We start from the raw sequence: 24,479 nt of genomic DNA, 5'->3' as shown, positions 1-24,479 counted from the left end.
AAATCGGATCAACATGCTCATTTACACCCTGTAAACTGCGCTGTCTCACCGATTTTTGCCTTGTCTAACCTTCGCTCGCCGACTTTTCGGACAGAGCCTAAGGAGATGGGACGCTATCGTAAACTCGCTCCCACTCAGCGCACGTGGCGTGACTCATGGTCGAGTCGATGGTCCAGAAGCTGGTTCGGAAACTGTTTCGGAAACTGGTTCGGACGATGCTTCAGAGGACGGTGCAGACGGCAGACTACCAACCTGCGCCGGAAGGCCGATCCGCTGGTACAACTGACGATACTGCTCAACCACCTGAGCAAGACCGAACTCGCTCACGATGCGCTCTCTTGCCTCTCGTCCCCGTTCCCGGCGCCTGTCGGCAGGTTCGTTCAAGGCTTCGAGCAAGGCCCGGGCGAGGGCCTGGCTATCTCGTGGTGGCACGATGCGTCCGCTGGTACCGAGGATGTAGTCGCTGTCACCGACGTCGGTCGCCACACAGCTCAGTTCGCAGGCCATGGCCTCCGCAAGGGCATTGGGGAAGGCCTCGAGCCATGAACTCTGACAGAACACATCCATCGCCTGCATCAGCTCGCCCACGTCGTCTCGCTCACCCGTCAGCAAGAAGCGCGAGCGGTACTCGTCCGGCACGATGCCCGCCAGCTCCGGCGCATCGAAATCGACGCCACGACCGACCACCAGAAAGCGCGCCTGAGGCATTTGTTCGGCGACGGTGACGCAGGCCCGCAACAGATTGGGATGATCCTTGATCGGGTGGCATCGGGCCACATGCCCCACCACCCATTGTTCATCGTTAAAGCCCAGACGCTTCCGCACGTGTTGCCGGCTGTCCGAATCCGGCGCCACGGCGGCGGTATCGAAGCCGTTGGGAATGACCAGTGCTGCGTCATCGCGGAAGCCGAAGTCGCGATGTTGCCGCCGAGACAGGCGACTATTGAAGACGATCGCCCCGGGCCCGCCCGAGAGCCGTCGGTTGGCGCGAATGGCCCACCGGGTCAATGGTTTGTGGCGCTCGATCTGGTACAGGCACTGGCGCACGTTCCAGCTCACCGCCGGCCGCTGGCGGCACAGGCGAGCCGCCATGCTGGCCATGAGGTTGCCGTGGTACATCCAGCCCTGAATGACGTCAGGGGCGAAACGTCGCACCAGAGCACCCAGACGAGGCAGGGTCCAGGGCGCGGGAATTCCCTGGCGCATGCCAAGGGCATGGACCTCGATGCCCAGCTCGCGAATACGTGGCCCGTAGCTACCCTCGTCCATCAGGGCGATCACTGCGACCTCGTCCGGGGCACTGACGCCTGCGGCCAGCAGATTGTAGAGATTTCGCTCCGCGCCACCGGTACCGAGTCCGGTGATGACATGAAGTACGCGCACAGACATGGGCAGACACATCCTGTGATGGGCAAGAAAGCGACAACAACGCAGTCGCTCAGGGAAAACGCAGAGGTGCCACGGAAATGGCGGTGGCCGAGATTTGCCGCGGATGGCCCGAGCACAGAGCCTTGCGCAGGCGCACCAGAACTCAGCCCTGCGACGCCATCGACGATACGCCGCTGTTCAGGCGAACAAGGTAGCGCTCGACGGCCAGTTCGGCGCCAAAATCGGCGGCGCGCTGGTGAACCGGTGGATGCTCGTCACGCGCCAGCACTTCGTCGAGCGCGTCTGCAAGCGCTTCGCTGTCGCCCATGGGAATCAGCCGCCCCCAGCGCCCGCCCTCGAGAATTTCCTGAGGGCCCGAGGGGCAGTCAGTCGCTACCACCGGGGTGCCGCAGGCCATCGCCTGGATCAGCACGCTAGGCAACCCCTCGGCGTAGGACGACAACGCGAAGACCCGGGCCTTGCGCATATACACAAAAGGATTGTCGACGAACCCGGGCAGCGATACGGCGTCGGCCACCCCGAGGCGATGCGCCTGGTCAAGCAGCGTGTCTCGCAGCGGTCCTTCGCCGAGAATCGTCAGTCGCACCTCTCGGTGCTCATGGCGCTGACGCAGTCGTGCCAGAGCGTCGATCAGCACGTCGAACCCCTTCTGCTCGATCAAGCGTCCCACCGCGACGATGCCGACTTCGCCGATATCCTCCACCGACGACTCGGCGAGCTGCACCAGCCGCTTGTCGACGATGGGATTGAAGATGACCTCGATCCGAGAAGGGTCCAGCGCCAGGCCTCTGGCCAGGTCATCGGCGACACCTTGGGAGACCGCCACCACGGCGTCGGCTCGCAGATAGGCATGGCGCATCAGCCGCCGCATCACCCGGGCATTGAAGCCGGTGTTTCTGGCGGTCACTGCAAAGTAGTTGGTGTGCTCGGTCACCACCAGTCGACAGTCGAGGCGGGCCAGCGCCCGCGCCGCCACCGCCACCACGTTGGCGTGGCCCATCGCCGACAACAGGGCAGCGGGCCGTTCGCGCTTCAGATAGCGCACCAGCGCAGGCAGACTGCTGGCGACCCTGGAGGCGCCCAGGCTGAAGTGGCGGATGCCGGGGGCGATTTCCGCCTGGTAGACGTTCTCGTCGCTGGCGGTCACCAGGTCGACCTCATGACCGGCCGCGACGAAGCCATTGGCGAGCAGCACCATGACCCGCTCCGCGCCGCCGCCCCGCAGCGACGGCAGAAACAAGGCAATCTTTTGCATAGGACTTCGAATAGCGCTTCCAACAGGACTTCGAACAGGGCTTTGCATGGCGTCCTTTTCCTTTGCTCTTCGTTCAAGCATGACCAATGGTCGGGCGGGCTTGAACGAGCACGATGGCGTCTCAAGGGAGACTTAACGCTGCATCGCGCCCGATCGGGAGCCCAGGCGTCGCAACCTGAGCGCCAACGTCAACAGCGCGGAGGCAGCTCCGATCAGCACTGGGTGACTGGCCAATCGAAATAGCGCGAGATCCCGCCGCTCGCGCCAGTTTCCAGGGGTGAATATCTCCACCTGAAAGCGGCAGGCGGTAAGGTCTCGTCTGCTCAGGCTGGACAACCACTGGCGTCGGGAAAAGGCGTTGCGATGATGGTCCTGACACAGGTAGCGCTTGACCACGTAACGACTGGCATCCAGATTGGCGCTGGAGCTCATGCGGCCCTGGCGCGTCACGTCCATGACTGCGGTCGGCTGCGGGTCGAACAGTAGACGCTCGCCCTGGTGAAAGGCGCGAATGGCGAAGACCCAGTCCTGATGCTTGCGCGTCGCGTCATCGAAGCGCGTCCCCTGCCAAAAGGCCTTGCACAGCGACAGGGTGGAAGAACGCACGTCTCCACGCTCCACGAACAGGTAGTGACGCATGTCGCCGCCGCGGTAGGCCGGAAGTCGCGACGCGCTCAGGCGGGAGGCGTCGGCGAGGCGCGCGAGATAGTTACCAAAGATGACGCTGGCGCCGCTATCGCGGTGCATGGCCATGCGGCGCTTGAGTGCCCCTGGTGCCAGTGCATCATCGGAGTCCAGAAAGAAAACGAAAGCCCCACGGCTCTCCTCGAGTCCCCGGTTGCGGGACACGGCGGCGTTGGACCTGGCAGGCTTCTCGATCAGCCTGACGGCTTCGTATCGCTGCACCAGCCGCGAGAGCGCCTCACGATCATCCGAACAGTCGTCCACCAGCAGGATCTCGTGGCTCAACCCTTCGGTCTGGCTTACCACGGACAGCAGGGCTCGCTCGACGAAAGCGGCGCTATTGTAGGTCGGTATCACCACCGAGACCTGCATAGGTTTCCCTCCTGACGGTTCGGCCCTGACTTACCTGGGAGCCGCGACCTTGCCACCGTCGGATCGCCCTGCTGGGCGCTCCTGCGGAAGCCGAAGCAGCGAGCCAAGATAATCGAGCCCTTCATCGCTGTAGCCATTGTCCATGTTGGCCGAGGGCGTAAAGGTCATCTCACCGAGAACGGGACGGCCGTGCTCGATGTAGAAGTCCACACGCACGAACGCAAAAGGCTCGGCCAAGGCGCGGGCGGACTCGAGCAGTGGTTCAAGACAAGCTGGACGGGCCAGATCGGCGGTATCGGTGATGATCGGCACCTTGGCAGCCATCAGCTCAAGCGGCCCCCAGTCTCGATCGAAATAGGCGTAGCGAGTCTGCCCCTTGTCCGCGGCGCACAGCAGCACCACCAACGGCTCGCCGTTGAAGCAGTAGACCTTGTAGTCCAGGGGCGCGTCCCTCCCGCCGCTGTCCAGCATGCGCTCGGCAAAGATCCGCGGCACGATCTGATCGTAGTGATACTCGAGCTTGCGACGCCCATAGCGTTCGGTCATCCAGCGCGACAGATCCTGGCTGGCCTTGCGCCTTTCCAGGGTCGACTTGTCGTGCACCAGGATGTTGTAGCCGCAGCCGTGATTGCACTTCAGCACGAAGGCGTCTGGCAGGGCTTCCCAGTCGATCTCGTCGACACTGCGATAGACACCCAGCAGATCATTGAGAATCGCACCCTGGCCTCTTGAGCTCGCGTAATCGTGCAGCCCGAGCTTGTCGGCGCACCTGGCCATCAGCGGGTCACGATGAAACAGCTTGAGCCACTGAAGCTTCTCGTCGAAGCGCCTGGGGGTTCGAAGGTCAAGGCGACGCCGGGTCTTGCGTTGGTGCATCAGTCGCGTCGCCTGCTCGTTGGAGAAGGCATCCAGCCCCAACATCCCCAACGTCCACAGGCGGGACTTGGCCGCGCCCATCCACTCATTCATGACCGCCATTGTCCGCTCCTTGCACGGTTCCGTTGAAGCTCAATGACCGCCCTGCCGTTACTTCGCGGTCGTGTCGGCAGCGCCGGCCCACCTGCGTCAGATCGATCAGGTCGCCCAGGTAGCGCTGTCCGTAGGCGTTGTAGCGCCGTGATACGTTCGCCCCGGGTGTGAACGTCATCTCACCGAGCACCGCCCGCCCTTGCCGCTCATAGAAGTCGACCCGGACGAAGACAAAACCCCGCGACAGCCGCTCGGCCAGTTCGAGCATCTCGTCGAGCGCTCGAGGACGGGCCACGCCAGCGGCGCTCTGATGCTGCCGGTCATTCAGCTCGAGCCGTTGCCAAGCCGGATCATGGAAGTCGAAACGCATGTCGCCTCCCCTGTCGGTGCATACCAGCACCACGCAAGGGCGGCCATGAAAGCAGTAGACCTTGTAGTCCACGGGCACTCCCCCGGTAGCGGTCTCGATGTACTCCTCGGCCAGCACTCTCGGGGGAATGGCGTCGTAGTGATACTCCAGATAGCGTCGGGCGTAGCGCTCCTTCAGCCAACGCTGCAGCCGTCGCTTCACCGCTCGCTCGTCCGCCTTGCGCTTGTCGTCGATGATCACGTTGTAGCCGCAACCGTGGGTACACTTCAGCGCGAAGCGCGCCGGCAGTTCCTCCCAGACGATCGCATCGACACTTTCGTAGAGGCCGATCAGTCGACTGAGGGCAACGGCGCAGCCTCGCTCGGCGGCGAACTGTCGGACGGCGTACTTGTCGGCGCAGCGCGAAAGCCCTCGACGATCACCGTAAAGCTTGAGCCACTGCAGCTTGTCATTGAAATCCCTGGGATCGTCGAGTTCGAGTCGCTGCCCGTACTCTCGCCGGTGCACCAGCCTTGTCGCCAGACGCGGCGACAGGCGGTCGACCACCCCCAGAGCGCATCGCCACCCCAGCTTCTCCGTCCTGTCGAAGGCTCGCTGAAATCCTGTCATACGATAATCCCTTGCACAGAAGCGCTCTCACGTCTTGATCAATCCCTGGTCACGCCGTCTTGCCCGCAACAGGGTCACACCGACCAGCGCCAGATTGAGCATGGCGCCGACCAGAGAGAAGGCCACCACCGCAACGAGATCGCTGTGATACACCCGAAACCCCACATACAGCGCGGCCACACGGCCGAGCACGCTGAGTACCTCGTAGATCAGAAAACCACGCTGCAGGCCCAGACTGGCGATGGAGGCCACACTGGGCTTGTTGAGAAAGGCAAAGTACAGCCAGACCGCCATCCAGCGTGCGTACTCGCCCGCCTGCCACCAGGGGTCACCGAACAGCAGAGCAAACAGCCAGGGCCCCAGCACCACCATGGCACCAAAGGGGACGAGCCCCACCGCCGCCATCACCAGGGTGGTCTTCGCCAGTGACGCAGTAATCGGCTCGCCGCGGTTGACCGCCGAGGCCACATGGGGATAGAAGACGTCGTTGACCGACTTCGCCAGCAGCACCATGGGCGCGGCCAGTACCGAGGCCGCCAGGCTGTAGTGCCCAGCGGCTGCGGTACCGAAGAATCCCGCCAGCAACAACACCGGCAACGACTGCGACAAAGCGTTGAGCGTCACCTGGGGTGCGCGATACAAGGGAAAGTCACGGTGGCGACGCGCCAGTTCCCGCCATGGGGCGCCTCGGCCCCCGCCGACCAGACCATCACCGAGTCGCCGGTCTGCCCACCACAGCAGCAAGGCGTTAAGCCCACTGGCGGCGGCGGTGACAAGCACCAGCGTCACCCCGACCGGATGCAGCACTCCGCCGGTCGCCTTGGCCAGGTTGAGGACCAGGGCATGGATCATCGCCACCTTGGCCGTCACCCCGAATCGCTGACGCCGAATCAGCCACTGCTGCATGACCTGTTGCATGGCCGCCAGCAGCATGGCCACAGGCAGCAGCCAGATCAGCATGGCGGCAAGCCTCGGATCGAGATGCCGATCCAGCAGTGGTTGCAGCACAGTGAGCGCCGCCACGGCGGCCAGCGCCAGCAGCACCGCCAACCCCATGCTGAGTCGGGCCAGCCCCCGGGCGTCTTCGTCGCGCGGCGGCAACACCATGGCGACCGGGTAGGTCAGGGCCGCCAGCGGCGCAACGACACTGACCAGGGCGCTGAAGGAACCGGCCAGGCCGAAGGCGTCAGGGCTGAACAGACGGGTGATGAGTGGCGCAAAGGCCAGACTCAGCGCCTGTGCCCCCGCCGTGCCACCGGCTACCAGCAACACCTGGGACAGCAAGCGATGACGTCTGAGCGCTGTCAGCCAGCCCCGTTGCGGCAAGACCGCGGCCACCGAGTCGGTATCCCGGGGCGTCATTCATTGCCTCGAAAGGGCTTCATGGTGACGCTTCCTTGGCCACTGATACCCTCGCGGCGCAGCACCTTGACGACCGTCATGGCCAGTATCCGGATATCGAGCGCCAGGCTGTGGTGGTCCACGTACCAGACGTCAAGCTGGAAGCGCTCGCGCCAGGAAAGCGCATTCCTGCCGTTGACCTGAGCCCATCCCGTAATCCCCGGTCGCACCTCGTGGCGACGGGCCTGGTCCCGGTCATACAGCGGCAGGTACTCCATCAGCAGCGGGCGTGGCCCGACCAGACTCATCTCGCCTTTCAGCACGTTCCAGAGCTCGGGCAGCTCGTCCAGGCTGGACGCCCGCAGCCAACCCCCGAGCGTCGTCATGCGCTGCTCGTCGGGCAGCGTGCGTCCCTGCTCGTCACAGCGCTGGGCGAGGGTCCTGAACTTGATCAAGCGGTAGGGACGGCCGTGCAGCCCAGGGCGCCACTGAAAGAAGAAGGCCGGCTTGCCAAGCCTCAGCCGGACGAGTCCCCAGATGCCGAGCATCAAGGGGAATAGCAGGACCAGCAACGAGGCGGCCACCAGCACATCCAGACAACGCTTGGCCATCATCATCTCACCACGCTGGGGTCGAGCCCTGCCGGGCAGGACGACGCCGTCTCGACCCCCATGGCGTCGAGGATGCTGTGATTGACGCGGTGCACGTCGTAGCGCTCCTCGGCGCGAGCGCGGGAGGCCTGGCCGTGCTGGACGATCAGCGCCGGCGTTTCCAGATAGCGTTGCAACGCCAGGCACAGGGCGTCGACGTCTTTCACCTCCACCAGATAACCGTTGACCCCGGGCGCGACGGTCTCGCGGCATCCCGGCGCGTCGGTGGTCACAACCGCACGCCCCAGGGCCATGGCCTCGAGCACCGTTCTCGGGGTCCCCTCGCGATAGGACGGCAGCACATAGACGCTGCATTCGGCGATGGCCGGACGGACATCATCGAGTCGACCGAGGTACTCGATGGCGCCGTCATCGATCCACGTCTGAAGCTCGTGCGCCGCGATGCTGTCGGGGTTGTCGTCCAGCCAACCCGCCAGGCGAAAGCGCACCTGGGGATGGCGCTGGCGGATACGCGTCGCCGCCTCGGCGTACTCGCGCACCCCCTTGTCACCCAGCAACCGAGCGATCAGCAGGAAGCTGACCGGCTCGGTCGCTGGAGCCACCGGCGAAAAATGCGCCAGATCCACTCCGGAACCGTTGATCACCCGGGACGCCGTGGTATCAAGGAGAATCCCCTCCTCGATGAACAGGCGACGATCATCCGGGTTCTGGAACAGCACCATATGAGCCCGCCCCAGAGCAACGCGGTACAACCGCCGCACCAGCGCCTTGATCAAGCGGCGCTTGTTGCCACCCTGGGCGCCACCCTGGGTGCCCTCCTGGGTGCCGGTAAAGGCATACCCCAGCCCGGTGACCAGCAGGGTGCGCTGGCGCACCCCCAACACCCAGGCAGCCAGTGCCCCGTAGACCACCGGCTTGATCGTGTAGGCAAAAAGCCCATCGGGGCGTACCCGCAGCATCAATTTCATCATAGCCACCAGGGTCTTCAGATCGGCCAGCGGATTCATGCCGGTGCGCGAAAGCGGGATATCGTGCAGCGTCGCGCCGAGGGCCTCGAGACTGGCTTTAAGACGCGACGAAGCAGCCGAGCGATCGGCGTCACCCTCACCGCCGGCGTCACCGGTAGCGCCCCTGCCCCCCACGGGCGCGGCGACATGGACCTCGATTCCGCGAGCGACCATCTCCCTGATCAGCTCACCGCGAAACCCGACGATGGACTCGGGGTAGCTCGCTACCATCAACAGTCGCTTGATCATCTCGCCACTCCATTTGGCGTACTTTCGACAGACGGCGTAGAGCCCCCGGACGATTCGGCGTCGGTGGCTGTCTGGCGCGGGCGCCCCATGACGGACATCAACAGATAGATAAGCACCGGGGTAAACATCCACTTCTGACGCGCAGCGATGCCCAGATTGGCAGTGGTCATCGCCAGGATGGTCCAGGCCAGCAGCAGGTAAAACCACAGAAACAGTCGATTGGCGGGAGGCGCATTGCGCCCGGTGATGGCGGCGATGCCACCGACCACCATCAGATACAGCAGGATGACGTTATCCACCGAGGACGCCAGCTGGAACACACTGCTGGCTTCCATGGGCAGAGGCCTGAACATATAGGTGAAAAGCTGCATCGGCAGACTCATGGAGGCGATGTCCACCGCACCGCCGCCGGTCTGGTTGTAGCTCTGCCGCAATTCGATGTAACTCATCACCTGATCGGCATCGGAGCCGCTGCCGACCCCGGCGTAATCCAGCGCCAGGGGTACGATGATCGCCGCCCCGGCAAGCGCCGCAGTCCCCAGCAAAAGCCGCTGCCACAGCACGACGCCGGGCTGCAGACAGAAGGCAGCCGCCAAGGCGATCAGCTGTATACCGGCCATGTGCGGTCGCACCACCAGCATGATCATGACCGCCACCACCATCAGCAGGTGACGGCGTCTGAGATCAAGCGCCGCCCACAGCGAAAGCCCCATGGACAGAAACGACAGCGCATCCTTGCCGATGGCGGAGCCCCAGTAGTGCATCGAGGGCAGAAAGAGTACGGCCAGCGCCAGCAGACGAATACCCAGGGCACGCTCGGCAATGGCCTGATGGAGACTGCCGGCGAAGGCCAGCAGCCCGACATAGCCGGCCAGATTGAACACCAGAAAGGTCCCCAGAAACGACAGCCCCAGCCCCTGGGTGAACAGCGAGGTGAACACGATCACCCCGGCGGTCCCGAAGGAGAACTCGACGCCGTCGTTCAACGACGCCCGGTAGTACATCAAGGAATCTCCGCCGTCGCCGTTGACGAACCAGGCGTAGAGCACGCAGAAGGCCGTGTGCCAGAGATAGAGCGGCAGACACAGCATGTAAGACAGCCCGAAGGCTCGCCCCACCGCTCTGGCAAGCCACAGACCGAGCACGAACACCGCCAGGGCGGAGTACACGTCCCAGGCGGAAGTGACATAAGGGATGGGAACCATCGGCGGTAAGCTCACTCATTTGACGTGCAGGCATGCCGTTCGACTACCACGGGGGCCAGGCGCTGGACGGACAGCGTCCTTCTCAGGCAATCGCCACATGGTCGATGTCGTCGTGACCGGGATCGCCCACGGCCAGATCGCAGACTCGTCGGATATGAACGTCGCCCTTGAGGTCGACGAAGGTCACCCTGTCGAGCAGATCCAGGCAGTAGAGCTCAGAAGACGAGGAATAGTGATACACCACCAGTTCGTCGACCCGGCTAGCCAGTAGACGAATCCACACCTCGGCGGGAATCCACGGCTGCTCCAGCACCTGGATATCAGCATCGAGCCAGGCGCAGCCGTCGTGGGGATGGGGCTTGAACAGCAACAGGGGATGACGTCGCTTGAGCTCGGCAAGCCTCTCGGCGGAGATATCGCCGCCCCCCCAGGTACCCAGTACCAGCGCCGGCGTTGCCGACGTCAGCCGGTCGAGCCAGGGCGACAGCAGTGCCTGCCAGTCCTCCCAGCCTTGCTCCAGCTCGCCGACGAGCCCCGGGCAATAGCGCGCCTTGTGAGCCAGGCGTGGATTCAATCGGGCGTAGGTCCGCGGCCGCGAAACGAACACCAGGTCGGTCCTGCGGCCGCCTCCGAAACGCAGTCCGCAACCGCGCACCAGGGCCACCAGGCTCCACTTCAACCGCCTGGACAGAGGCATCTCGTAGAGATAGGAGCTGAAGTAGGTGCTGACCCCCTCCTCGTAAAGGCACAGACAGCCTGTCTTCAGCGGCGCCAGCAGCAGGTACTTGCTGGTGCGATCGTTGTCGATGAACAGACTGTCGTAGTGCAAGGCGCCCAGCGCCTCGCGTGCCGCGGCCTGGGTCGGCACGCGGCGTATCTCGTCAAATAGAGATCGATGGTGGCTCGCTTCGACAAAGGCGTAGAAGGCGTCATACTCGGCGATGCTTTCGGCCACCAGCAGCACCAGCGCCTGCTCGATTCGATAGTGACGAACGATCGAGGCACAGGTCAGAAACTGCAGCGGCTTGCAGCAGACAAAGACGCTTCGGCCAAACGACGCCTGCGTGCTCGTCGCCGGCCCTGCCCCCCCTGTGTCGATTCCTTCCTGAGGCGGTGTTCCTGCCCCACCCGGCGGATACGCGCGCTCGCCACTCACCTCCTCCCTCGCCCGATTCATACCAGCTCCACCAGACCACAATCGCGCCAGCGCTTGAGATAGTCGTGGACCACGCTCTCCTCGAGGCCGACCTCCCTGGCCAGCTGGCGCACGGTGGTCGGGCGCGTCAGGGTCGGGATGGAGTCCATCAACAAACGCATGCGCCGGCGTGACTCGTCCGGCACGTCGCCGAAGGCGACCTGGCCAGGATCCACATAGAGGTCATGGCGGGGGTGCGACAGGCAGACGTTGCCCTCGAAGCGCTTCTTGATCAGCGGCGAGGACTCGATATCGTCGATGGCGGCGAGCACCACGTCACGCGCCTCGAGCAGGCGCTGCGGCGACATCAAGCCAAGGTTATCGGCGTCGGTGTGATACTCGGGATAGGGATAGCGCGATAGCGAGGCCATGGGGATGCCGTAGGCTTCCCACAGGTACTCGTCATTGAGCAGCAGGCTCTCGAAGGCGCCCTCGCGGTAGTCGTGCCCACCCTCGCTGAGCACGCGCGACAACGCCTGCTCGATGTTCGATCCGGCACCTCGTGAGCGCTGCAGATTGAGTATGGTGGGCGAGCCCAGCATCTCGAGCATCACACCCTCGAACAGTCGAGCGCGCTCTGCGGCGGGAAGCCGCCCAAGATAATACTCGGTGCCCATGATGCCGGGGGCCAGCACCAGTCGATAGCTGAAGCGCCTGGGTCGCGCGGCAAGCGCCTCGAACACGGCGAGCCCCACCGCCACACCGGACAGACCATCGTTGGCGACACCAGGATGATCCAGGTTGGCCCCCAGCACGATGGTCTGCTCGAGCTGACCCGGCAGGTGATAGTCCAGGCAGCGCAGATACCCCGGCGCCTCGCGGGTCTCGATCACCACCTCGTAGTCACCAGGCGCAAGACTCTCGACAAGACGACGTGGCACGCAGAACCCCCAGTCACGCTGCCAGCTGGTAAATAGCTGGCGAAAATGAAACGGGATGCGCTCCTCGTAGCGGTGATCAAAATGCAGGTGGGACTTGAGTTCTTCTCGCGAGACCGTGCCTCGGAACGGCAGTGACAGCGCCATCACCGCCATGGGATGCCAGCGACCATCATAGATACACTCGCCATCCTTGTAGATGGCCGCCTCCAGCACGTCCCACCTGGGCGGAATCACCCAGCCATTGTGGACGTCAGAGGATTCGAAACGATGTTCCCTGAGCGGCCAGCGCTCGGCCAGGTAGGCCACCGTGGCGTCGTAGTCGCTCGAACAGATCACCCGATTCAGCGGAGTGAGGTCGGCCAACATGGCCATCATGGCGTCGCCGGCGGCGACAGACGCTGTCGTCGCGCTCTGCGTGCACGCTGTCATGACAAGATCCCTGTGCATGGTAGGTAGGCTGGCGGCAAACCGCCGGGGCCGCGCCAGGCTCGGCGCAAATGGGGAAGACGTGGAGGTGGACGAGGATGTGGTCAGCTATCCAACCTGGACGGTCGCCGGGTCGCCAGGGCAGACAGCGGCCTGGCTGGGCAGGTCATTGGTGTCCAGGCGTGGCAATAGCAAGGAGTCGTCCCGGGCCGGGTCGGCCTGTCGCGACGCCACGGTCAGCCCGGCGGCGCAGCCAAGCTGGCGTAGACGACCCAGCAGCGCTTCGTCGACGCCACCGTAGGGATAGCACATCACCCAGTCGTCGCCGAGCACCCCCAGGTTTCGAAGATGAGCGAGACTGACCTCGAGGTCCCTGCCCTGTTGTTCGGGCGTCAGGCTGTCGAACCAGAAGTGCTGATCTCCGTGGCAGCCGATATGCATGCCGGCGTCGTGCAGCTGGCGGACCTCGGCATCGCTCAGATAGAGCATTTCGGCGAAGGCTCGCTGGTCCGTGCTGACGAAGCGCGCAAACAGCTCATCGATGACGTCATGGCGAACCGCGAAGGGCAGCTCCCGCTGCAGCAGGCGCTTGAAGAACAGGGTATCGGGGTCATCGAAGCGTCCCTGGCGCGACAGCCGATGATAGACCCTGCGATGGATATCCTCGTAGGTCCCCAGGCCATGACGCTCGCGACGCTTGTCCAGTGCCCTGCCCAGAGCCGGCAGCAACTCTGCGGTGGAAGCGACGCTGGCCAGCACGAACTGGATCTTGTTGACGTCGAGGATCAGGCCGTCGCGCAGGGTACCGGTGCAGGGAAAGAAGCTACCCTGAAGGCCGCGTCGCTCGAGCTCCGGCAGCACATGTTCGAGGTGATCACGATAGCCGTCGTCGAAGCTCAACAGCACCGCCTGCTCGGGCAATGTCTGCTGGCCGCGCCAGGCGGCGATCACCTGTTCCATCGTCACCGGCCGATAGTGCCGCTCGAGATGGTCGAGCTGAGCGCGAAAGGCAGCAAGCTCCAGCGCCTTGAGGCGCGGATAGCGCGACCCGGCCAGCGGTCGGACATAGTGGTACATCACGATGGTCAACATCGAGCGAAACTCCTTCCCTGCCGTTCAACTGGTGCCGTTGATCGGGTGCCGTTCATCGGATGCCGTTTATCGGGCAGCGTGCATCGACGCCGTGCTACCAGGCGCTCAAGCCACCATCCACGTGAAGCGTCTGCCCCGTCACGTAGCCGGAGGCATCCGAGGCCAGAAAGATCAGCGCGCCGACCAGATCGGTCGGCGTTCCCATGCGCCCCAGCGGCACCCTGGCCGAATAGCGCTCGACGAAGGCTGAGTTCTGGCCACTCTCGATGCCGCCCGGTACCAGGGTATTGACGCGGATACCGTGGCCTGCCCAGAGCGTGGCGAGATAACGCGCCAGTCCAGACACCCCGGCCTTGGAGGCGGCGTAGACCGGAGGCGTGTTGATGGCCACCCCCAGGTACTCCGAGCCCTCGTAGATACGCGGATCGCAGCCCATCTCGCCGTAGATGGAACCGGTATGGATGATGCTGCCGCCTCGACCCTGCTCGATCATCTGCCGGCCTACCGCTCGCGACACCAGAAAGACACCGTCGAGATTGACCGCCATGACGTCACGCCACTGGGCCAGGGTGTAGTCTTCGGCCGGGGCGAAGAAGGCCTCCAGGTCTCGCGCCTTGGTCGCCGCATTGTTGTGCAGGATGTCGATGCCTCCCAGCGTCTTGACCGCATGCGCCACCATGGCCTCGACCGAGGCCTCGTCGCTGACGTCACAGCCAAGTCCGAGGCAAGGGCGACCGAAGTCGGTCTGAAGCTCGGCGGCGAAGCGCTCGGCCTCGGCAGCGTCGAGATCCGCGACCACCAGCGAGGCGCCGCATTCGGCGAGTCCTCGACAGAAGTGCCGCCCCAGGATGCCCAGGGCCCCGGTGACCAGTGCTACCCGACCGCTCAGATCGAACAGCGCCGATACCGCGCACGCCTGCGCGGGTACGAGGCCGGCACCCTCGTTGTCAGAGCGCATCGAGACGTACCTCCTCTCCCCGTTCGGCCGCCAGACGCCCGGCGATCAACGTCTTGATCACCGCGAGTGTGGTCTGGCATTGATGACGATCCGGTCCCTGCTCGAGCATCCGCCAGAACTCCCACAGGGTGCGACGAAACATGCCGAAGTTGTCGCGGATGTCGGCACTGGTCTCGCCGGCATCACCAAACACCTCGATGCGAAATACCGGCGGCACCTCACCGAGCGCATCGATGCTCAAAAGGCTGCCGTCACTCATGGTGATGGCGAAGGACTGGTGGCCTGCCCCAAGCGCTCTGACGGACACCGGCGTCGCCGCCGTCAACGGCAGGATGGCGTCGAGCAGGTGAACCCCGTAGCGCTCCCAGTCCTTGACGATAGCGCCCCTGACCAGGCGCCAGTTGCCCAGCGCCCCCGGCGCCGCACGCAGGGCGTCGAGTTCGCTGGCAAAGCGCATGCCGGAACATGACATCAGGCGCCCTGCTGCCAGGTAGGGGGAAAAATAGGCCAGATCCTGCAGATCCAGGGTCAGCGGCTTGTCGATGAACACCGCCAGGCCAGCCTCGAGAAAGGGTGCCGCCAGTTCGCGGTGGCTCGCCGTATCGTCTCGGGCGATGATGACCGCATCCACCTGCCCCAGCATGTCACCAGGCTCGGCCACCGCCTCGTCGATATGGCAGGCGCGACATAGCCGCTCGGTGACGTCTCGATCCTGGGTCCAGGCGTGGGTGACACGCAGATCACCGACGCCGAATTCCGAGCGATGTCGCCGTGCCAGATAGTCATGGATCACCGGCCAGCCCGCCTCGGCCATGGCCGCATCGTGGTAGCCATTGAGGATGGCGGAAAAAGAAAACGGGTGACCGTTGCCGGGACTCATGCCCAGCATGCCAATACGCCTCATCGGCACTCCCTGTCACTGCTGCTTACGTCCGCGCCATTGCTGTCGAGACCGCTGCTCTCGTCTGCCTCTGGCCAAAGCCGGGCAAAACCTGCCGGCGCGGTCCCCGCCAGCCAGTCGATGCCATCGAGGGACGGCGTCAGCGGTATCTCGTGACCCAGCCAGAAGAAGCGCCCGCTGGCGCCATCCGCGGGCAAATCCAGCAGATGGTCCAGGGTCGGCAGACAGACCTCTGGCGCCATCGGTGCCTCCGGGGCCATCTTGCTGCGCACCGGGCCGGGGCTCATCAGGTTGATCTTGATATCCACGTCCTGATGTTCTCTGGCGGCGGTCACCGTCAGCGCATTCAGCGCCGCCTTGGAGGCGCTGTAGGCGGCATGCCCGGCAAAACAGTTGAGCGGTGCGCCGGAGGTGATATTGACGATGCGGCCAAAGCCACGACGGCGCATGCCGGGCAGCACCGCCGCCATGAGCATGGCCGGCGCGATGGCGTTGACCTCGAGCGAGCGCCGAAGCACGGCTTCGATGTCGGCGTCCACTGGCGCAGGCCGATTGAAGCCGGCATTGTTGATCAGATAGCCGACGTCGCCGCATTGCTCCATCAGTGACGCGATATCACTTGCGATCTCACCGCCGGCGAGATCCAGGCAGTGGACCTCGACACCGGGAAGGCTTGCGGCCAGTGCTGCCAGGGCGTTGGCGTCACGCCCCAGAGCGATCACCCGAAAGCGGCGGTTCAGGTGGCGGCACAGGGCCATGCCGACCCCACCGGTAGCCCCGGTGATCAAGATCGCCGGGCGCACATCGGTGGCTGCGGGAGTCACTAAGGCTTCGACAGGGTGGCTCAACGGGCTCTCCAACGGGCTGTACAACGGGCTATCCTCAACGTGCTCTCCTCAACAGGCTTTCGACGATGACAAAGTCGTGCTCGCGGTCGATGTCAACCGAGCGTTCCGCCGGCATGATCACCGCGCCACTGCGCCCGAACAGCAACGCCTTGCCATCCTGGGGAAGACGATCGGGACGGAAAGCATAGACGGCACCATTGAGCTGATAGGCCATGGGTAGCGCCTGTCGCGGCAGCCAGGGATCGCTGCCGTCGATAAAGGCGGTGGGCCGGCCCCGCGCATCCAGCCGCCAGGTACGATGAGGATTGACCTCGGCGGCCTTGAAGGTGGCCACCGAGTCCAGCCCCTGCACCACCAGGCGCGACAGGCACTCGGCCACATCCTGGGCACTGCGCAAGGGGCAGGTGGGCTCCAGCAGCACCATCACCTCGGGAGCCTCGCCGCCCTGGTTCAGCTCATCGAACACTTCGCGGATGGCGTCGATCACCAGCGCCTCGTCGGTGGCCAGATGCGCCGACCGACGGTGCACCTCGGCGCCATGCCGGCGGGCCACCTGGGCAATCTCGTCATCATCGGTACTCACGATCACCCGATCGATCGCCCTCACCTGCCGTGCCACCTCGATCGACCAGACCAGCAGCGGGCGTCCGCCGAGCGGCCTCAGGTTCTTTCTCGGCACCGACTTGCTGCCGCCCCGCGCCGGTATCACCGCCGTCACCGACATTGCCGCCTCGGACACTGGTGTCATCTTCATTTCCTGAAGGTTGTTAGGGTCGTTATCGAAGCGACGAAGGTCAGCCCATCAGGCCTTTGGTCGGAGAAGAGGTGCCGCCCAGAGGGGACACCTCGTCGATGTCGAAGAACCACTTCTCACGGATGCCGGCATCCAGCTTGACCCGTTTCAAGGTGTTCTTGATTCGCCGCGAGGCGGCTCCATCCTCGAAGGGGTCATAGGGATTGCTCAGGGCGCCCAGCGAACGCTTGAAGGTCTCGCTCAGGGCGGTCTCGATGCCCTTGGCGATGGCCTCCTCCGAGGCCTCGACATTGATCACGTTTGCCGCCTTGAGGCGGCCGTCCTGACGCTTGCCGACATTGACCACCGGCCGACGGAAGGATGGCGCCTCGATCAGACCGCTGGAGGAATTGCCCACCAGCACATCCATGTGCTCGAGACAGCCGTGATAGAGACGCTGCCCCAGACTGTCGACCAGACGCCTGGCCTCGGGGCGCTCGGCACACCAGCGCGCCAGCCGGGCATTGATGCTGCGTCCATGACAGTCGGCGTTGGCCTTGCACACCAGCACGTCCAGATCCTCGAAACGCGACAAGGCCGCGATCAGCGCTTCCACGTCCTCGCCCGTGCCCGCGGTCACCGGGTGATAGGTGACCAGCGCGGTGGGTCGGTCCAGTGGCATGTCCAGGGCCCTTGCAAGCACTGCGCTGGTCGGCGTGCGGCTGCGGTACAGGTGATCGATGCCCGGCGCCCCATGGACAAACACGCGGCCGGGGTCTTCCCCCATCTGCAGAATCCGCCGACGGTAGACCTCGGTAGCGGGAAAGTGCAGGTTGGCCAGCTTGGTCACCGCATGACGATAGTACTCGTCCAGGGCGCCACGACTGGTCTCGCCCCCGTGGAGGTGGGCCAGGGTGATACCGTGGGTGACCGCCGCCAACGCCACCGGCACGATTTCGAAACGGTCGCCCAGCAGGACCACCAGGTCGGGCCGGTCCTCGACCAGGGCATCGCCGACGCTCAACAGCGCCAGCCCCATGGCCTTGGTCATGGCGTTGCGTGAGTCCGACGCCAGCAGGATCTCGAGGCGTCGATGCAGACGAAAGCCGTCGCGCTCGATCTCGCTGACCGTGGAGCCGAACTCGGTGGACAGGTGCGATCCGCTGGCCACCAGCATCAGTTCCAGCGCAGGGTCTTCGTCGATTTCCCGAAGCAACCAGTAGAGCAGCCCATAGTCCGCTCGAGAGCTGGTCAGGACCCAGATCTTTCTCGGAGTCATGCCAGTCCCCCTCATGCCCAGGCCATCATGTCAGATCCGCCCATTCCAGCAGGACGTCGCGACCGATACGGCGTCTGGCCACCCGGCCGATCAACTGAGGCAGGGCGGCGGCCGGCAGACCGCTGCCAGGCCGCTTGAGCAGCAAATCGGCGTGCGCCAGCACCTCGCCGGCTTCGATGTCACGCCCGGCCACCACGCTGCGACGCACCAGTTCCCGCTGGGGCTGCTCACAGGGCGCCGGGCGCTTGCGCCCATCGCCGAGGGCCTGCTCGATACGACGAATGGCGGTCACCATCGCCAGGAAGGCCTGAGGATCCAGCGAGGCAGCATGGTCCGGCCCGGCCATGGTGGTATCCAGGGTCAGGTGTTTCTCGATGACCACGGCCCCACGCGCCACCGCCGCCAGCGCGATATCGATGCCATCGCTATGATCGGAGTAGCCGACCGGGCATCCGAAGGCCTGGGCCAGGGTGTCCATGGCGGCGAGGTTGATCTGATCCACCGGCGCCGGGTATTCACTGACGCAGTGCAGTACCGTAACGTCGCCGGCTCCCGCCGCCGAAAGGGTCGCCAAGGCGGCTTCGATTTCCCCCAGGAAACTCATGCCCGTGGACAACAGCACCGGTTTGCCCTGGGCGCCGATACGTGAAAGCAGCGGCAGATTGGTCAACTCCCCGGAGGCCACCTTGAAGCAACCGACGTCCAGCGCCGCCAGCCACTCGACGCTGTCCTCGTCGAAGGGGCTGGCCAGGAATTCGATGCCACTGTCACGGCTGTACTGGGCCAATCGCCGAAAATCGTCAAGGCCAAGCTCCAGGCGCTTGAGCATGGCGTACTGGGAGCCGTCCTCCGGGCAGGCCTTTCGCTGGTAGCTTGCCTGGGCGGCGTCGGCGGTCACCAGTTGCTCCGCCTTGAACCACTGAAACTTGACGGCATCGGCGCCGCACTCACGTGCCGCGTCCACCAGCGCCATGGCGGTATCCAGGCACCCATTGTGATTGACGCCGGCTTCGGCGATCACCTGTACGCCTGGTGACTCGGCGCGGCTCGATGCCTCCCTCCTGGTCTCGACAACCTCAGAATGACTCATTCGTGTCCCCTGCTTGCGCCTCTTGGCAGAAGCGCCTTCCCTGTTTGCGTAGACCTGCTTTTTGCGTAGACCTGCTTTAATTTTTTTCGCCTTCTGGCGCTTTTCGCTGTGACGTCTGGTGGTGATGCGTGTCGGCCAGGCGCATTCATTGACGTCGTCGCGCGGGCGTCCCGAGATACACCCCAGGGCGCGTTACGTCCCCTACCACGGTGGCGCCGGCGCCGATCACCGCCCCCGCACACACTTCGACCCCCTGGATCAGGTTGGCTCCGGTGCCGATCATCACGTCCGCCCCTAGCCTGACGCCCCCACTGAGCGTGGCACCGCAGGCGACGTGGACGTTGTCGCCCAGCACGCAGTCGTGGTCGACCACCGCCCGGGTGTTGATCAGACAGCCTCGTCCCAGACGACTGCCGGTGACCACCACGGCACCATCCAGTATCACGCTGCCGTCTCCCAGCTTCACGTCGTCATGCACCATGGCGTTGTGCGTGATCAACGGCGGCAGGTCGAATCCCTGCGCCAGAAAGGCCTCGATCAGCGAGCGCCGCCAGGGCGCGCTGGTGACCATGCCGACCCCCAGGAAGGCGACGCCTGGCAGGCCTTCCGGCGACGCCAGTCGACAACGGTCCTGCCCCAACCAGGGGACCGGCATGGCCGACGAGGGCTCCTGTGCCACGTAGCCGGCCACCTGCCAGCCAAGTCCGCGCAGTCCATGCAGCAGCACCCGCGCATGGCCACCGCCGCCGATCACGAAGCACTGCTTCATCGGTGCCCGCCTCCCTTCATCGATGCGCGTTCGCTTTACCAGCACTCCGTCCGTCACTTCGCCAGCGCTTCGTCCGTCGCTTCACCCGTGCCCTCATTTGCGCGCTTTACCGGAGTCCCGTCTCAGGCGCTCTGCGCCATTCGCTTGAACACCTCGTTGCGCGACATCAGCTCCCGGTAGCTGCCCTGATCCACCAGGCGTCCACGCTCCATCATGTAGATGCACTCGCAGGCCATGACGGTGGTCAGTCGATGGGCGACCAGCACGATGGTCTTGCGACCGGCGAAGTCGTGGATCGCATCCATGATCAGCCGCTCGGTGATGCCGTCCAGGGCACTGGTCGCCTCATCCAGCACCAGCACCTCGGCCTCGTGATAGAGCGCCCGAGCGATGCCAATGCGCTGGCGCTGTCCCCCGGAGAGCTGGACACCGCGCTCGCCGACCAAGGTCTCGATGCCCTGAGGCAGCTCGGCCACGAACTCGGCCAGGTGGGCGAGCCGAAGCGCCCTTTCGACGCGGTCGTCGTCGATGCACTCGGAGGCCAGACCGAAGGCCACGTTGTCGCGAATGCTGCCATCGCATAGATAGAGCTGTTGGGAGACGAAACCCAGCGCGTCCTGCCACTGGCGACGATTGGCCTCATCGATGACCTTTCCGTCCACGCTGATGCGCCCTCGCTGTGGCTGCATCAGTCCCAGCAATAGATCGATCAGGGTGGACTTGCCGGAACCGGAGGCGCCGACCAGGCCAATCACGCTATTGGCCGGTATCACCAGGCTGACGTCGTCCACCGCGGGAGAGCGTGCGCCGGGATAGCGAAAGCTGACCCCCTCGAGGCGAATCTCGCGCCGGGCCTTGAGGGCTGAGCCGCCCTGGGCCGGGTCACCGCCATGCTCAAGGGCGCATGCCTGGTCATGGGCATGGCTGGCCCGCAGGTCATTGCGAATTTCCTCGAGCGCATGCAGGTTCCCGCGGATGCTCGAGACGCTGGCGTAGATATGCTGAAAAGCCGGCAGCAGCTTGAAACCCGCCAGGGCATACACCGCCAGTACCGGCAGCATCGACGCCATCTCGCCCTGGTGGGTCTTGAGCAGGTAGAACAACAGCAGGATCACCGAGGCGAAGGCCACCACCTCCATCGCATAGCGCGGCGCCTGCTTGAGCGCCTGATTGGTGCCCTGGGCCCGGGCAAAGCGTCGACTGGCCCGGTCGAAACGCTCGGTCAGCTGGGTCTGACGCCCCAGCAGCAACAGATCCTTGATCCCTCCGAATCCCTCGGCCATCAGCCGAAAGCGCTGGCCCTGGGCCGCCGACAGCGCCTCGCCGTTGCTCATCAGGCGACGCCGGGCGGTGTGATAGAGCAGCAGGTAGGCCAGTGAGAACAACGCCATGGCGCACAGCGCCACCCCGGGGTTGTAGATCAGGATGGCCAGCGACATGAACAGCGCCAGCACCACCTTGGCATTCATCTGCATCAACGGATCGATGACGCCCAGCATGACTCGCTGGCACTCCTGAGCGATCTGCTTGGTCAGATAGCTGCTGCTGCCTCCGGCGTGGAACAGCCAGTCCTTGTGCATGTAGTGGGCGAACAGTCGGGAACCCAGCTCCGCCCCGACGGTGGCGCCGTAGACCGCCAGCCGCCACACCGTCACCATCGACACCACCGCGGCGACCGACAACGCGCCCAGCACCCCCAGCCCAAGCCATAGAAGAAAGCGCTCCGGCGAGTCGGCACCGCTGGCCCGATAGAGCTCGCCCATCACGCCGTCCCCGCCAAGACGCTCCAGATCGCCCACTACCGCCATGAAGGGCGCGATGGAGGCGACGCTGAGCAGCTCGCACAGCGCCATCGCCACCACCAGCACCTGCAGCCGCAGCAGTTGCCGGCGCTGGTGGTGAGTCAGCAGGCCGTAGAGTTCGTGCAGATCAGTCAGCATCTCACCGTCCCTGGTTGTCGCCGCTGCCGTACTTACTGGTAGGCATAGACATAGTGACCATAGCCGTAACCGTGCCTGGCGCTGGGGTCCATGGCGTTGAGGATGCAGCCCTTGACCCTGACGTTGGAGGTCTCCAGGCGCCTGAGCGCCACCCTGACCTCCTTGACCGGGTTGAGCTTGAAGCGTGTCACCAGCAGGCTGGTGCCCACGCGGTTGCCGACGATGGCGGCGTCGGTCACCGCCAGCACAGGCGGGGTATCGACGATCACCAGATCGTAATCACGACTGAACTGCTCCATCAGCGTGGTGAAACGCTCTCGCATCAGCAGTTCCGAGGGATTGGGCGGGCAAGCGCCTCGCGACAGATAGTCGAGCCCTTCCACCTCGGTGTGGCGGATGACCTCGGCCACCTCGCTCTTGTCCGACAACAGGTCCGACAGGCCACTTTCGGCCTTGGCGCCGAAGGCGCTGTGGAGGTGTCCCTTGCGCATGTCGGCGTCGATGACCAGTACCCGTTGACCGGCCTGGGCACAGATCACGCCCAGATTCAGCGAGATGAAGCTCTTGCCGATCTCGGGGCTGGGGCCGGTGATCATCAGGCAGTTGTTGGGCGCTTCCATCATCGCGAAGTGCAGGCTGGTGCGCAGGCCACGCAACGCCTCGATGGCCATGTCGGTCGGTTGAGTCAGGGCCAGCAGGCCCTTGATCACCGGCTGACTGCGCCGGTCGCTGCGATACTTGACCCGCTTGACCAGGCGCTGCTGAAACTCGGAAAGCGGCACCGTGGCGTACACCGGCAGCCCCAGGTCTTCGAGCTGGTCCGGGCTCTCGATGCCGCGATTGAGCATGCCACGCACCAGTACCACCGCCACCGCCAGAAAGGCACCGATAACGGTGGCCAGGGCCATCATCAGGCCGGCGTTGGGTGCCACCGGATCGTCATCCACATACGCATCGTCGATGACCCGCACATTGCCGATGGTGCCGGCCTTGGCGACCGCCACCTCTTGCGCACGATTAAGCACATTGACATAGATCGCCTGGGTCACCTCCACGTCCCGGGTCAGGCGCACGATTTCCTGCTGGGACTCGGGCATCTCGCTGACACGCTCCTCCAGTCGGGCCTTCTCCTGGTTGAGGATGCCGCGCTGGCGCATCAACGCCTGATAGGTGGGGTGATTGCGGGTGAACCTCTGGACCAGTTCGGCTTCCTGGAAATCCAGGGTGTTGAGCTGTTCCTCCACCGAGATCAACTGCTCGACCACCGAGGCCGCCTCGGAGTCCAGGTCGATACTGTCCACCTCGACGCGATAGGCATTGAGCCGATCTTCCGCCGACGACAGCGAGGCCTTCAATGCCACCGCCTGCTCATCGAGAAAGGCCAGGCTCTGGTCGGCCTGGGCCGACTGCCGCTCGACATTCTGCATCAGGAAGGTTTCCGCCAGGACATCCAGCGACTCGCGCACCCGATCGATGTCGGTGCCGGTCAGGGTCAGGCGCAGCATGCCGGTGCTGGCGCTCGAGCCGCTGCCCTGCTCGGTGACCGTCAAGCGAGCCAGCAGCGAATCGATGGCCGACACCTGGGGGCGCTTGGACAGGCTGAACTCTGCACCTGGCGCTGCGGTCATCTCGCGAACGCTCAACACCACATCGCCTCCGTCGAATCTTGCGGTATCGCCGACACGACCGACACCCAACAGATCACCGTCAGGACCAAATAGCTGATAGCCGGCATCGCGGCCTGCCACCAGGCGGAAGGCCGCGCCGCGATAGGAGTCAGCGACCTCGAGACGCGCCAGTTGCAGCGACTCCCCTGCCCACACCAGATGGCTCAGATCCCATGCCTCGGGCATCAACCGCTCGAGCCATCCAAGCGGAGCAGTCATCCAGCCCAGCTCAGCCAGGTCCTCTCGGGTCACCCCTTCACGCACCAGATAGTCACCGACCAGCGGCAGACGGCGTGGCGACACCTGGGTGTCGAGGGCGAGGCGGTCAACCACCCGCCCCAGCACCATGCGAGACCGCAGTATCTGCACCTCTGCCGAGGTGTTCTCCTCTTCTCCCATCACCGTGGCCAGGTCCCCCAGCGGACTGACCGAGGCCCGACGCTCCACGTGCACCAGGGCGTCGCCCTCGTAGATGGGTGGCTTGAGCAAGGCGGACACATAACCTGCCGCTCCGAACAGCAGGGTGACGGCGAGGATCCACCACTTGTGCCGGAGCAATAGCCCCAGGATGCGCCCGAGGTCGATATCCTCGCGGCCGGGAGCGGAAGGCAAGCGTGACATTTGGGTCATGACGGCAGG

21 protein-coding genes are annotated in these 24,479 nt (G+C 64.6%); all 21 read right to left on the bottom strand.

The window, feature by feature from the left end; translation table 11 throughout:
- Positions 1-153 precede the first annotated feature (153 nt).
- The gene (locus KUW00_RS18435) at positions 154-1,389 is read right to left on the bottom strand and encodes a glycosyltransferase (protein ID WP_222569828.1); all 1,236 of its coding nucleotides are present in this window, start codon (positions 1,387-1,389) and stop codon (positions 154-156) included.
- 142 nt (positions 1,390-1,531) lie between these two features.
- Entirely contained in the window at positions 1,532-2,644 is a 1,113-nt protein-coding gene (locus tag KUW00_RS18430; RefSeq protein ID WP_222569827.1) for a glycosyltransferase, read from the bottom strand.
- Positions 2,645-2,776: 132 nt separating this feature from the next.
- On the bottom strand, positions 2,777-3,700 hold the full coding sequence (locus KUW00_RS18425) for a glycosyltransferase family 2 protein (RefSeq protein ID WP_222569826.1): 924 nt from the start codon (positions 3,698-3,700) through the stop codon (positions 2,777-2,779).
- A gap of 30 nt (positions 3,701-3,730) precedes the next feature.
- Entirely contained in the window at positions 3,731-4,678 is a 948-nt protein-coding gene (locus KUW00_RS18420; RefSeq protein WP_222569825.1) for an ATP-grasp fold amidoligase family protein, read from the bottom strand.
- Entirely contained in the window at positions 4,662-5,648 is a 987-nt protein-coding gene (locus KUW00_RS18415; protein WP_124803724.1) for an ATP-grasp fold amidoligase family protein, read from the bottom strand. The genes KUW00_RS18420 and KUW00_RS18415 overlap by 17 nt, the downstream gene beginning before the upstream one ends.
- Positions 5,649-5,675: 27 nt before the next feature.
- Positions 5,676-7,010: a lipopolysaccharide biosynthesis protein gene (locus KUW00_RS18410; RefSeq protein ID WP_124803726.1), complete on the bottom strand. Its 1,335-nt coding sequence runs from the start codon at positions 7,008-7,010 to the stop codon at positions 5,676-5,678.
- Complete coding sequence (locus KUW00_RS18405) at positions 7,007-7,600, bottom strand: sugar transferase (RefSeq protein WP_045994001.1); 594 nt, start codon at positions 7,598-7,600, stop codon at positions 7,007-7,009. Before KUW00_RS18405 ends, KUW00_RS18410 begins: the two co-directional genes overlap by 4 nt.
- A 2-nt stretch (positions 7,601-7,602) precedes the next feature.
- Positions 7,603-8,856, bottom strand: a complete 1,254-nt coding sequence (locus KUW00_RS18400) for a glycosyltransferase family 4 protein (RefSeq protein WP_222569824.1) — start codon at positions 8,854-8,856, stop codon at positions 7,603-7,605.
- Positions 8,853-10,061, bottom strand: coding sequence for a hypothetical protein (locus KUW00_RS18395; protein WP_213227202.1), 1,209 nt, complete (start codon positions 10,059-10,061; stop codon positions 8,853-8,855). The genes KUW00_RS18400 and KUW00_RS18395 overlap by 4 nt, the downstream gene beginning before the upstream one ends.
- 82 nt (positions 10,062-10,143) lie before the next feature.
- Positions 10,144-11,238 (bottom strand): hypothetical protein, encoded by a 1,095-nt coding sequence (locus KUW00_RS18390; RefSeq protein WP_222569823.1) that lies wholly within the window; start codon positions 11,236-11,238, stop codon positions 10,144-10,146.
- Positions 11,235-12,566, bottom strand: a complete 1,332-nt coding sequence (locus KUW00_RS18385) for a DUF4910 domain-containing protein (RefSeq protein ID WP_222569822.1) — start codon at positions 12,564-12,566, stop codon at positions 11,235-11,237. Before KUW00_RS18385 ends, KUW00_RS18390 begins: the two co-directional genes overlap by 4 nt.
- A gap of 105 nt (positions 12,567-12,671) precedes the next feature.
- Positions 12,672-13,655, bottom strand: a complete 984-nt coding sequence (locus KUW00_RS18380) for a polysaccharide deacetylase family protein (RefSeq protein WP_222569821.1) — start codon at positions 13,653-13,655, stop codon at positions 12,672-12,674.
- A 94-nt stretch (positions 13,656-13,749) separates the two neighbouring features.
- Complete coding sequence (locus KUW00_RS18375; RefSeq protein ID WP_213227210.1) at positions 13,750-14,613, bottom strand: SDR family oxidoreductase; 864 nt, start codon at positions 14,611-14,613, stop codon at positions 13,750-13,752.
- On the bottom strand, positions 14,603-15,517 hold the full coding sequence (locus KUW00_RS18370) for a Gfo/Idh/MocA family oxidoreductase (protein WP_222569820.1): 915 nt from the start codon (positions 15,515-15,517) through the stop codon (positions 14,603-14,605). The genes KUW00_RS18375 and KUW00_RS18370 overlap by 11 nt, the downstream gene beginning before the upstream one ends.
- Complete coding sequence (locus tag KUW00_RS18365) at positions 15,514-16,338, bottom strand: SDR family NAD(P)-dependent oxidoreductase (RefSeq protein WP_222569819.1); 825 nt, start codon at positions 16,336-16,338, stop codon at positions 15,514-15,516. The genes KUW00_RS18370 and KUW00_RS18365 overlap by 4 nt, the downstream gene beginning before the upstream one ends.
- A 58-nt stretch (positions 16,339-16,396) precedes the next feature.
- A complete protein-coding gene (locus tag KUW00_RS18360; RefSeq protein WP_261392257.1) occupies positions 16,397-17,110 on the bottom strand; it encodes a cytidylyltransferase domain-containing protein in 714 nt (237 codons plus the stop codon).
- A gap of 46 nt (positions 17,111-17,156) precedes the next feature.
- The gene (gene neuC / locus KUW00_RS18355) at positions 17,157-18,374 is read right to left on the bottom strand and encodes a UDP-N-acetylglucosamine 2-epimerase (RefSeq protein WP_222569817.1); all 1,218 of its coding nucleotides are present in this window, start codon (positions 18,372-18,374) and stop codon (positions 17,157-17,159) included.
- A 25-nt stretch (positions 18,375-18,399) separates the two neighbouring features.
- A complete protein-coding gene (gene neuB / locus KUW00_RS18350) occupies positions 18,400-19,464 on the bottom strand; it encodes an N-acetylneuraminate synthase (RefSeq protein WP_222569816.1) in 1,065 nt (354 codons plus the stop codon).
- 145 nt (positions 19,465-19,609) lie between these two features.
- Positions 19,610-20,233: a NeuD/PglB/VioB family sugar acetyltransferase gene (locus KUW00_RS18345; RefSeq protein WP_108132864.1), complete on the bottom strand. Its 624-nt coding sequence runs from the start codon at positions 20,231-20,233 to the stop codon at positions 19,610-19,612.
- Positions 20,234-20,355: 122 nt separating this feature from the next.
- A complete protein-coding gene (locus KUW00_RS18340) occupies positions 20,356-22,173 on the bottom strand; it encodes an ABC transporter ATP-binding protein (protein ID WP_222569815.1) in 1,818 nt (605 codons plus the stop codon).
- 32 nt (positions 22,174-22,205) lie between these two features.
- Positions 22,206-24,470: a polysaccharide biosynthesis tyrosine autokinase gene (locus tag KUW00_RS18335; protein WP_222569814.1), complete on the bottom strand. Its 2,265-nt coding sequence runs from the start codon at positions 24,468-24,470 to the stop codon at positions 22,206-22,208.
- Positions 24,471-24,479: the final 9 nt, after the last annotated feature.

This window comes from Halomonas sp. DP5N14-9, from assembly GCF_019802175.1.
Classification (GTDB): Bacteria; Pseudomonadota; Gammaproteobacteria; order Pseudomonadales; family Halomonadaceae; genus Halomonas; species Halomonas litopenaei.
Note: the sequence above shows the minus strand (reverse complement) of the source record. Positions and strands in the feature narration are given on the sequence as shown.